We start from the raw sequence: 10,367 nt of genomic DNA on the forward strand, positions 1-10,367 counted from the left end.
GCCAACGGCGACATCGAATGGATCCCACCGCCCCACCAGGACCGCGGACAACCCCGCACCAACACCTTCCACCACCCCGAGAAGGTCCTGGCCGAAGACGACGATGACGAAGAGGCCGACGAAGAAGGGGCGGCTTAACTCGCCGCGCCGCCGGCCTTGGGCGCCGCCGAGCCGACGGCATCGCCGAGCGAAGCGAACCCGCCGTCGCGCAGCCGGCGCGCGATACCGTCGTGAATGCGCTTGGGCCACAAGCCTCCTCCGTAGATGAAGCCGGTATAGCCCTGCAGCAGCGACGCGCCCGCGGTGATCCGTTCCCACGCGTCGTCGGCCGTTTCGATGCCGCCGACGCTGATCAGCACCAGGCGGTCGCCGACCCGCTGATAGAGCCGGCGCAGCACCTCGGTGGCGCGGCGCGCCACCGGCGGCCCGGAGATGCCGCCGGGGCCCAGCGCGTCGACCCCCGGCGTCCGAAGACCCTCACGCGACACCGTGGTGTTGGTGGCGACGATCCCGGCAAGACCCAGCTCGACAGCCAGGTCGGCGACGTCGTCGAGATCGGCGTCGGAAAGATCGGGCGCGATCTTCACCAGCACCGGCTTCGACGTCTCGGCGAGGACGGCCGACAGAATGGGCCGCAGCGACTCGACGGCCTGCAGGTCACGCAGGCCGGGCGTGTTCGGCGAGCTGACGTTGACCACCAGATAAGACGCCAGCGGCCCGACCAGGCGTGCGCTGGCCCGGTAGTCGTCCGCGGCGTTGGCGGCCGGCGTGGTCTTCGTCTTGCCGATGTTGACCCCGATCGGGATATCGGGTCGGTGGCGCGCGAGCTGGATCGCCAGTGCGCCGGCGCCGAGGTTGTTGAAACCCATCCGGTTCAGCAGGGCGCGGTCGGCGGGCAACCGGAACAAGCGGGGGCACGGGTTGCCAGGCTGCGCGTTCGCGGTAACCGTGCCGACCTCGGCGTACCCGAACCCCAAAGCGCCCCAGGTCAGTAACCCCTTGCCGTCCTTGTCGAAGCCGGCGGCCAGCCCGAGCGGGCCCGGAAACCGCACGCCGAACACGGTGCTCGCCAGCACCGGATCGGTGGGGGCGAGCAGCCGGTGCAACAGCCGCCGTTTGAAGCCGAGGACGGTGGCGCCGCGCAGCACCGCGAAAATCAGCGTGTGGATGCGCTCGGGCGGGACCAGGAAAAGCAGCCGTCGCACCAGGCCGTACACCAAGCCTTTGCGCGGTCGGGTCACCGTCACAGTTGCGGCTGGTCGGGTCGCCGGTTGTTCAGCCGGGACTTCTTGCGGCGCAACAACACTCGTCTGCTGCCGTCGTTGTAAAGCCGCACTCGGGTCAACTCCCAGCCCCGGTATTCGGCCTCGATGGACAACCGGATGGACGCGTTGAGGCGGGTCACCTCAGGCGGCAGGCGCAGCGGCACCCACTCGTATTCGTCGGACAGTTCGGTGTCCCAGCCCGCGGGCAACTGACTTCTACGCGGCGCGGTCAACGCTTACCCGCCGCGTGTTCGATGATCTGAACCCCCGCACCGGACCCCGACACCACGTAGAGGGTGTCTGACGTTTCGTCGAATGCCAGTGAGTTCGGTTGCTGCACGGTTGGGTAACGCACCTTTTCGACGGGAATTCCGGTGGACAGATCGTAACCAATCACGATATTGGAAGCGGTCTGGGTTACCCAGCTCAACGCGCGGGAGCCGGCCAGACCGTATGGCGCCTGCGGCACCGGATAGGCCTGCCGCAAGATCAGCGGGTCGACGCCGTACACCAGCAGCTGGCCGCCCCGGGTGTCGGCGACCAGAACCCGGCCCCACGGGTCCGCGGCCATGGTGGTCGCGCCTTCGCCCGCCCGCAGCGCCTGGCGGGCTTGACCGTCGGCGCCGATCGTCGTCACCGAGGTTTGTCCCCGGTCCAGGACTGCGGTTGTATTCCCTTGCGTGGCAAGCGAATCGACGCGAGCGAAGATCTTGGTCCGGCTGCCGACGGTCGCGGTGCCGACGGTGCCCGGTGTCAGCGAGGAAAGGGTATAGACGGCTCCGTCGGCGCTGCCCATCACGAGTTTGCCGTCGGCACGTTGGGCGACCGCGGTGAAGTCGGCCTGCTGGGCGTCGGTGACGTTCACCTGTCTTGCGCGGCCCGTGGTCAGGTCGGCCACGACATAGCCGCCCCGGCCGGCCAGGAAGAGCGTGCCGTGGCCGTCGCCCGTGAGCGCGGTCGCCGGCCCGGGCAGGGTGACGACGCGCGGTGCGGCCTTGGGGTCACCGAAGACGGTGACGGTGGCCGGCCCCGCTGGGCCCGCGGCGGGCGCCAGCACCGCAAGCTGGTGGGTGCCGCCGTCGAACGCGGCCTCGGTGGCGTGGACGGCCAGCGGGAGCACGCGGCCGGCCGGGTTCTGCGACACGGGCGGTGACACGGCGGCCACGGCCGGTTCGATGGTGGGCGGCGCGGATTTGAATGTATTGGACGAACATCCCGCGACTGCGCCCAGCAAAAGCGCGACGCCGAGCAAACCGCGGTGAGCTGTGGCTCGGCGGCGCAAGTGCGATGACAGCAATTATTTTCCCTCGCGTAACGATCATGCACTGCGGATATTAAGGAACGCCTTCGCATCCAATATGGCCATGTCGCCTACATCAAGTCCCGCGGGCGAGGTATGGTCGGGCCATGGCCGTCACCGTTGACCGGCATATCGCGGAAAAAGAGTTTGCTGTCGAAGACCTGTCGACAGGAATATTCGCCAGCGGCTATGGACAAGTTGGTGATGGACGCAGTTTTTCGTTCCACATCGAGCACCGTTCGCTCGTCGTCGAGATTTACCGACCCCGCCTTGCCGGGCCAGTTCCCCAGGCCGAAGAGGTGGTCGCCAGGGCAATCCGCAGCCTGGTCGACATCGACGTCTCCGACGAGCGCAGCCTGATAGCCGCTGTTCGTGACTCGGTGGCGCACGCGGTGCCGGTCCCGCGCTGATCAGGAACCCGCACCCGCACCGGGTACGGTCGTGATCGTGGTTTGGGCGACGTCTCCGTTGGACACCGCGGCATGACGGTCATCCTGTTGCGCCACGGTCGCTCCACCTCGAACACCGCCGGCGTCCTCGCCGGCCGCTCCGAGGGGGTCGACCTGGACGACAAGGGCCGCGATCAGGCCGCCGGGCTGATCGACCGGATTGGCGACCTGTCCATCCGCGGGCTGATCAGTTCCCCGCTGCTGCGCTGCCTGCGCACCGTCGAGCCGCTCGCCGAAGCGCTGTGCCTCGAGCCGCTCATCGAAGACCGGCTCGCCGAAGTGGACTACGGGGACTGGACCGGCCGCAAGATCGCCGAGCTGGCCGGCGAGCCGCTGTGGCGAGTCGTGCAGGCCCACCCGAGCGCGGCGGTGTTTCCCGGCGGCGAGGGACTGGCGCAGGTGCAGGCCCGCGCCGTGGCCGCCGTCCGTGAACACGATCGACGGCTGGCGGCAGAGCACGGCGGCGACGCCCTGTGGGTGGCCTGCACTCACGGTGATGTCATCAAGGCGGTCGTCGCAGACGCCTACGGCATGCACCTGGACGCGTTCCAGCGGGTCACCGCCGACCCTGCGTCGGTCAGTGTCATCCGGTACACCGAGCTGCGTCCGTTTGTGTTGCACGTCAACCACACCGGTGCGAAGTTGGCTGCGGCGCTGCGGGCCGGGCCACCGCCCAAGGACGAGCCCCAGGATGAGGCGAAGGCGACGACCGACGGTGAGTCTCAGGCGGCCCCAACCGAACAGCCGGCCGCGTCCGTGGCGTCCGGCGACGCGGTGGTCGGTGGCTCGACTGATTAATTCAGCTCTCGCGGGGCAATCGAATCGCACGGCGAAGGCAACAGCCGGTATTTTGGAGGTGCCATGGCCCGCGCAATTCACGTCTTCCGCACACCCGACCGCTTCGTGGCCGGGACCGTTGGTCAGCCCGGAAACCGCACGTTCTACATCCAGGCGGTGCACGATGCCCGGGTGGTGTCGGTGGTGCTGGAGAAGCAGCAGGTGGCGGTGCTGGCCGAGCGCATCGGCGCCCTGCTTCTCGAGGTGAATCGCCGGTTCGGCACGCCGGTCCCCCCGGAGCCCGCCGAGGTCGAGGATCTAAATCCGTTGATCACCCCCGTCGACGCCGAGTTCCGGGTCGGAACCATGGGCCTGGGCTGGGATTCGGAGGCCCAGACCGTGGTGGTCGAGTTGCTGGCCGTCACCGACGCCGAGTTCGACGCCTCGGTGGTGCTCGACGACACCGAAGAGGGTCCCGACGCGGTGCGGGTGTTCTTGACGCCGGAATCGGCGCGGCAGTTCGCCACACGCTCGAACCGCGTCATCTCAGCGGGCCGCCCGCCGTGTCCGCTGTGCGACGAACCGTTGGATCCGGAGGGCCATATCTGCGCGCGCGCCAACGGCTATAGGCGCAGCGCGCTGCTCGGGCCTGACGATGAACTTGAGGCCTGACGACCGTGAGGTGTTGCGCAACGGCGAGCTGACGGTCATCGGACGCATCCGCTCAGCCAGCAACGCCACCTTCTTGTGCGAGTCCACGCTCGGCGAGTCGACCGTGCACTGCGTCTACAAGCCGGTCTCCGGCGAAGCCCCGCTGTGGGATTTCCCCGACGGAACGCTGGCCGGTCGTGAACTCGCGGCGTACCTCGTGTCGACGCAGTTGGGCTGGAACATCGTGCCTTACACGGTGATTCGTCACGGGCCGGCCGGTCCGGGCATGCTGCAGCTTTGGGTGGACCAGCCGGGCGACGCGGCCGACTCCGATCCGAGGCCCGGCCCCGACCTGGTCGACCTGTTTCCCGCCAACCAACCCCGGCCCGGTTACCTGCCGGTGCTGCGCGCCTACGACTACGCCGGCGGCGAGGTCGTCTTGATGCACGCCGATGACATCCGGCTGCGAAGGATGGCGGTGTTCGACGTGCTGATCAACAATGCCGACCGCAAAGGCGGCCATGTGCTGCGCGACGTTGAGGGCCACATCTACGGCGTCGACCACGGTGTCTGCCTGCATGTCGAGAACAAGCTGCGCACGGTGCTCTGGGGCTGGGCCAACAAGCCGGTCGACGAGAAAATGCTGGAGGCCGTGGCCGGGCTCACCGATGCCCTGGCCGGCTCGCTGAGCGATGAACTGGCCGAGCACATCACGCGGGCGGAGATCGCGGCGCTGCGCAGGCGCGCGCACGCGCTGCTGAACGATCCGGTGATGCCGGGACCCAACCGGCACCGACCCATTCCGTGGCCGGCCTTCTGAGGCGATGGCAAGCGCGGCGTAGCCGGGCGCGGCCGGTCGCCGCCCCCGGCCTTCCGAGGCGATGGCAAGCGCGGCGTAGCCGGGCGCGGCCGGTCGCCGCCCCCGGCCTTCCGAGGCGATGGCAAGCGCGGCGTAGCCGGGCGCGGCCGCACGCCGAACCCGGCCTTCTGAGGCGATGGCAAGCGCGGCGTAGCCGGGCGCGGCCGGTCGCCGCCCCCGGCCTTCTGAGGCGATGGCAAGCGCGGCGTAGCCGGGCGCGGCCGGTCGCCGCCCCCGGCCTTCCGAGGCGATGGCAAGCGCGGCGTAGCCGGGCGCGGCCGGTCGCCGCCCCCGGCCTTCCGAGGCGATGGCAAGCGCGGCGTAGCCGGGCGCTGGGGGCACCTCCCGCTTGCGGGGGACCGGTCGCCGCCCCCGGCCTTCCGAGGCGTGTACGGGCGTCGGAGATACTGAACCGGTGAGCCAGGGCCCGGATGAGCTGACCGACGCCGCGCTGGCCGCCGAACTCGCCGCGGACGCGGGGGAGCTGCTGCTGAAAGTGCGCGACGAGATCGGCTTCGGTCATCCCTGGGCGTTGGGCGACGCGGGGGACACCCTGGCCAACGAGCTGATCTTGCGGCGGCTACGGGCCGAGCGCCCTGACGATGCGGTGCTCAGCGAGGAGGCCTACGACGACCTGGTCCGGCTCAAGCACGACCGGGTGTGGATCATCGACCCGCTGGACGGCACCCGTGAGTTCTCCACGCCGGGCCGCGACGACTGGGCGGTGCACATCGCGCTGTGGCAGCGCCCCACCAACGGCCAGCGGGAGATCACTGACGCCGCCGTGTCGTTGCCCGCCCGCGGGAACACGGTGTACCGCACGGACACCGTGACCGCCGACACCGCGCGTGTCGGCATACCCCACACGTTTCGCATCGCTGTCAGCGCCACCCGGCCGCCCTTCGTGCTGCACCGCATGCGCCAGTCGTTGGCGATCCAGCCGGTGGCCATCGGTTCGGCGGGCGCCAAGGCGATGGCCATCATCGACGGCGACGTCGACGCCTACCTGCATGCGGGCGGCCAATGGGAGTGGGACTCGGCCGCGCCGGCCGGGGTCGTGATGGCCGCCGGCATGCACGCCTCACGCCTGGACGGCTCGCCGATGCGCTACAACCAGTTCGATCCGTACCTGCCCGACTTCGTGATGTGCCGCGCCGAGGTGGCGCCGATCCTGCTCGCTGCCATCCGCGACGCGTGGCGCTAGGTCACCGCGTTTAGAGTCAGTGGCATGCAGTCGTGGGAGTTTCCACCGGTCCCGGTGGTGCCGGGTCGCGGGCCCGAGCTCCGGCTGTATGACACCTCCGACCGGCAGGTGCGCCCGGTCGCGCCCGGCTCGACGGCAACTATGTACGTCTGCGGCATTACGCCGTACGACTCCACCCATCTCGGTCATGCGGCCACATATCTGACCTTCGACCTCGTCTACCGGCAGTGGCTGGATCTCGGCCACTCCGTGCACTACGTGCAGAACGTCACCGACGTTGACGATCCGCTGTTCGAGCGCGCCGACCGCGACGGCGTCGACTGGCGCGAGCTCGGCGATCGTGAGGTCGCGCGCTTCCGCGAGGACATGGCGGCGCTGCGGGTCCTGCCGCCGCGCGATTACGTTGCGGCCACCCAGGCGATCCCAGAGGTGGTCGAGCTCGTCGAGAAGATGCTGGCGTCGGGGGCGGCTTACGTCGTCGACGGCGACTACCCGGACGTGTACTACCGGGCGGACGCCACCCCGCAGTTCGGCTACGAGTCCGGCTACGACCGCGAAACCATGCTGCGACTCTTCGAGCAGCGCGGCGGCGACCCGCAGCGGCCAGGCAAGAGCGACGAGTTGGACGCCCTGCTGTGGCGCGCCGCCCGGCCGGGGGAGCCTAGCTGGTCGTCACCGTTCGGCGACGGGCGGCCCGGTTGGCACGTGGAGTGCGCGGCGATCGCGCTGAGCCGCATCGGCAGCGGCCTGGACATCCAGGGCGGGGGCAGCGACCTGATCTTCCCGCATCACGAGTTCACCGCCGCGCACGCCGAGTGTGTTCGGGGCGAACGAAGGTTTGCCCGGCACTATGTGCACGCCGGCATGATCGGCTGGAACGGGCAAAAAATGTCGAAGAGTCGCGGCAATCTGGTGTTTGTGTCGACGTTGCGGGCGCAGGGCGTCGAGCCGCCGGCTATCCGACTGGGACTGCTGGCGGGGCACTACCGAGCGGACCGGTTCTGGAGCCAGCAAGTGCTCGACGAGTCCAACGCACGGCTGCGGCGCTGGCGCGCGGCGACCGGATTGTCTACCGGCCCGGACGCAGCCGACGTGATCGCGCGCGTGCGCCAATACCTGGCCGACGACTTGAACACTCCCAAAGCGCTTTCCGCGCTTGATGGTTGGGCAACCGATGCGCTCGAGTACGGCGGCCACGACCGCGAGGCACCGAAGCTGGTGGCAACCGCGATCGACGCGCTGCTCGGCGTGCGACTGTGAGTGCGGCGACGCGACGTCGCCGGCGGTGAGAACCGTTTCAAATGGCGTATTCCGCCGTGGCTCCGCGACACTTCGGCGAGCACAGGCGCCTGAAGTCGCGCAATTCCGGTTACCGCATCAAGTTTGCTGGGGCAGTTCACCTGGAATCGGCAGAAGCGTAAAATACCTGTTCAACTCGTGTATAACTTTCACATATGTTAATTTTAGCTGCCTAAGATGCGTTTGCTGAAACGCTAACACGGGAATATATTGAGCGGAAGGGGTCTGCTGAGAATGCGGGGTTGCCAGTGCAAACGGATAGCGGGTCGGAGTGGCCGTTGGTAGGCCGCGCCAACGAGTTCGGCCTGGCCCTCGCGGCGCTCAAAGGGAATCAACGATTTCGAGGCGTCGTTCTCCTGGGCGACGGCGGCTCCGGCAAGTCGACGTTGGCTCGTGCCTTGGCCGAGGCCGTCGAGCCACGCGGAATTATGGCTCGATTTGTGCTGGGTACCGAAACCGCCAGCAGCGTGCCGTTGGGCGCGTTTTGCTATTGGCTGACGGTCGACACGGCAAGCGAACACGCAGCGATGCTGGCCGCGGCACAACGAATTCTTGAGCAGCAGAAGAACCTGGTGCTCGTCATCGATGACGCCCACTTACTTGACGCGTTGTCGGCGTTGCTGGTCTATCAGCTTGCAGCACAAGGGAATACGCGATTGATCGTGACGATCCGGTCGGGCGGTGCGGCGCCTGAGGCGGTGAGAGCCCTATGGGAAGAGCGGATGTTGCTTCCGTTGCGCATCAACGCGTTCACCTGGCAGCAGACGGCGGAACTCACCCGGACCGTCCTCGGCGGCGCCATCGAGGACTGTCTTATCAGCGAGTTGCATCGCCAGAGTGCCGGCAATCCGCGCGTGATTCGCGGTCTGTTGAGCGCATCGGGCGAGAGGTGCGTGCTGGTGCGCACCGAAGACGGTTGGCAAGTTCGAGGTGTACCGCAATTAGACCGCCAATGCTCGACGCCCGAGGGCCGGGAGGCGATAGGGATTCTCGATGCGGCGGAGGAGGTGGCACACGTCGATCGTGGCGGTGCCGTCCGAGCGGTTCCGCGGCGAACACGCTCCGCGGCGCGCCAGCCTCACCCGGTCATGCGTGAATCGACGCTCCGCAAGGCGGAAGAAGTCCGCACGTGTGAAACCAAAAGCGTTCTCGCAGGAGCTCTTCGGAAAGCGGAGCCATACACGGGTTCGCGCCGCATCACCCGATCTGGCCAGCCGGGCACGGCTAGGCCGCTTCGCGATATGAAGCGATCCGCTGCCAGACATCGAAGTGGTTGTTAAGGCTGCAGCCGGTGTCCGCGGAAAGCCCCACAGCAAGTAGGAGGCACTCAGCTCTACCGGGTTCGAGGTCGGCAAGCACCGCCTTGGCCGGCCGAGGCAGTCGCGGTACGACCCATGTGCCGCCTGACACAAGCGGTTTTTTGGGGGCCCGGCGAGTCGGTTTGCCCCCAGGGGAGCGCCGGCATCGGTCGCCGCAGCCCGATGCCAGTCGCCCATTCGTCGCGGACGTCCAACCCTCACGGGTGGTCCGTACTTTGTGTGAACGCGGGACGCGATGCGCCCGCCGAGTTAGGTAGGCGTCTGATGCGGCGGGATAGTGAGTGTGCGTGGTCGATAGTGGCGCGTGATGGTGAGTTTCGTCGTGCGTTGGCAGCGTTGCGGGATGGGGAGTTTCAAGGGGTCGCGTTGGTTGGCGATAGTGGGGTGGGTAAGTCGACGTTGGCCCGGATGTTGGCAAAGAGTGTGGAGTCGGTGGGGTGGACGGTGCGGTTTGCGCTGGGCACTCAGACGGGTTCTGCTGTGCCGTTGGGTGCGTTTTCTCGGGTGGTGAGTTTGGGGGTGGCTCATGAGCCGGCGTTGATGTTGGCGGCTGCGCATAAGACGTTGGAGCAGGATGAGAATTTGGTGGTTGTGGTTGATGATGCGCAGTTGCTTGATCCGTTGTCGGCGACGTTGGTTAGTCAGTTGGCGGCCAGTCGTAGTGCGCGGTTGATTGTGACGATTCGGTCGGGTGAGCCGGTTTTTGATGCGGTGACTGCGTTGATCAAGGAGCGGTTGTTGCTGACGGTGCATGTTGATCCGTTCACGCGTGAGCAGACCGCTGAGTTGGCCGGGGCGGTGCTTGGTGGGGTGGTTGAGGCGCGGTTGGTTGATGAGTTGTTTGAGCGCAGTGGGGGGAATTTGGTGTTGTTGCGTGGCTTGCTGAGTGCGGGTCGCGAGAGTGGGGCTTTGGTGTGTGTGGAGGGCTGCTGGCGGTTGCGGGGTGCGCTGCAGGCAGATCGTGAGCTTTATGAGTTGTTGGGTTTTCGGTTGCAATCTTTGACTCCTGAGGAGTTGGAGGTTGTTGAGGTTTTGGCTACCGCGGAGTTGTTGGAGTGGGAGATCCTGCGGAGTATTTGCGATGCTGGCGCGGCGGCGCGTTTGGAGCATCGTGGTTTGATTCAGTTGCTTGCTGATGGCTCGCAGACGCTGGCGCAGTTGAACGATCCGGTGATCGGTGAGGCGGCGCTTCGGCATGCCGGCGTGGTGCGTTCACGGCAACTCAACGGCCAACTGGCACAAGC

Annotated in this window: 11 protein-coding genes; 8 read left to right on the forward strand and 3 right to left on the reverse strand. The window is 67.5% G+C overall.

Going from position 1 to position 10,367, the window contains the following annotated elements:
• Positions 1–134: 134 nt before the first annotated feature.
• Genes A5678_RS18070 through A5678_RS18080 form a run of 3 tightly spaced genes read right to left on the reverse strand, consistent with a single transcriptional unit; the run spans position 135 to position 2,547 of the window.
• The gene (locus A5678_RS18070) at positions 135–1,217 is read right to left on the reverse strand and encodes a quinone-dependent dihydroorotate dehydrogenase (RefSeq protein ID WP_197502186.1); all 1,083 of its coding nucleotides are present in this window, start codon (positions 1,215–1,217) and stop codon (positions 135–137) included.
• A 26-nt stretch (positions 1,218–1,243) separates the two neighbouring features.
• On the reverse strand, positions 1,244–1,498 hold the full coding sequence (locus A5678_RS18075) for a DUF5703 family protein (protein ID WP_068044789.1): 255 nt from the start codon (positions 1,496–1,498) through the stop codon (positions 1,244–1,246).
• Positions 1,495–2,547, reverse strand: coding sequence for a YncE family protein (locus A5678_RS18080; protein WP_231983709.1), 1,053 nt, complete (start codon positions 2,545–2,547; stop codon positions 1,495–1,497). The genes A5678_RS18075 and A5678_RS18080 overlap by 4 nt, the downstream gene beginning before the upstream one ends.
• Positions 2,548–2,672: 125 nt before the next feature.
• Between A5678_RS18080 and A5678_RS18085 the strand changes: the two genes are divergently transcribed.
• The 8 genes from A5678_RS18085 to A5678_RS18120 all read left to right on the forward strand — a co-directional run.
• Positions 2,673–2,975, forward strand: a complete 303-nt coding sequence (locus tag A5678_RS18085; RefSeq protein WP_068044793.1) for a hypothetical protein — start codon at positions 2,673–2,675, stop codon at positions 2,973–2,975.
• Positions 2,976–3,047: 72 nt separating this feature from the next.
• A complete protein-coding gene (locus A5678_RS18090; RefSeq protein WP_068044795.1) occupies positions 3,048–3,812 on the forward strand; it encodes a histidine phosphatase family protein in 765 nt (254 codons plus the stop codon).
• Positions 3,813–3,875: 63 nt separating this feature from the next.
• On the forward strand, positions 3,876–4,463 hold the full coding sequence (locus tag A5678_RS18095) for a DUF3090 domain-containing protein (protein ID WP_067946686.1): 588 nt from the start codon (positions 3,876–3,878) through the stop codon (positions 4,461–4,463).
• Positions 4,447–5,262, forward strand: coding sequence for an SCO1664 family protein (locus tag A5678_RS18100; protein WP_082945607.1), 816 nt, complete (start codon positions 4,447–4,449; stop codon positions 5,260–5,262). The genes A5678_RS18095 and A5678_RS18100 overlap by 17 nt, the downstream gene beginning before the upstream one ends.
• A gap of 454 nt (positions 5,263–5,716) precedes the next feature.
• On the forward strand, positions 5,717–6,505 hold the full coding sequence (locus A5678_RS18105; RefSeq protein ID WP_068044800.1) for a 3'(2'),5'-bisphosphate nucleotidase CysQ: 789 nt from the start codon (positions 5,717–5,719) through the stop codon (positions 6,503–6,505).
• A gap of 24 nt (positions 6,506–6,529) precedes the next feature.
• A complete protein-coding gene (gene mshC / locus A5678_RS18110) occupies positions 6,530–7,765 on the forward strand; it encodes a cysteine--1-D-myo-inosityl 2-amino-2-deoxy-alpha-D-glucopyranoside ligase (protein ID WP_068044802.1) in 1,236 nt (411 codons plus the stop codon).
• Between the two features lie 287 nt (positions 7,766–8,052).
• The gene (locus tag A5678_RS18115) at positions 8,053–9,084 is read left to right on the forward strand and encodes an AAA family ATPase (RefSeq protein ID WP_068044803.1); all 1,032 of its coding nucleotides are present in this window, start codon (positions 8,053–8,055) and stop codon (positions 9,082–9,084) included.
• 303 nt (positions 9,085–9,387) lie between these two features.
• Positions 9,388–10,367 (forward strand): ATP-binding protein (locus A5678_RS18120; RefSeq protein WP_156746970.1); only part of this gene is annotated, 980 nt, incomplete at its 3' end.

The sequence above is a fragment of the Mycobacterium sp. E2733 genome (assembly GCF_001667585.1).
In the GTDB taxonomy this organism is placed as follows: Bacteria; Actinomycetota; Actinomycetes; order Mycobacteriales; family Mycobacteriaceae; genus Mycobacterium.

Coding starts and splice junctions, on each gene's coding strand:
- A5678_RS18085 (WP_068044793.1), top strand. CDS start 2,673: ATGGCCGTCACCGTTGACCGGCATATCGCGGAAAAAGAGTTTGCTGTC.
- A5678_RS18090 (WP_068044795.1), top strand. CDS start 3,048: ATGACGGTCATCCTGTTGCGCCACGGTCGCTCCACCTCGAACACCGCC.
- A5678_RS18095 (WP_067946686.1), top strand. CDS start 3,876: ATGGCCCGCGCAATTCACGTCTTCCGCACACCCGACCGCTTCGTGGCC.
- A5678_RS18100 (WP_082945607.1), top strand. CDS start 4,447: ATGAACTTGAGGCCTGACGACCGTGAGGTGTTGCGCAACGGCGAGCTG.
- mshC (WP_068044802.1), top strand. CDS start 6,530: ATGCAGTCGTGGGAGTTTCCACCGGTCCCGGTGGTGCCGGGTCGCGGG.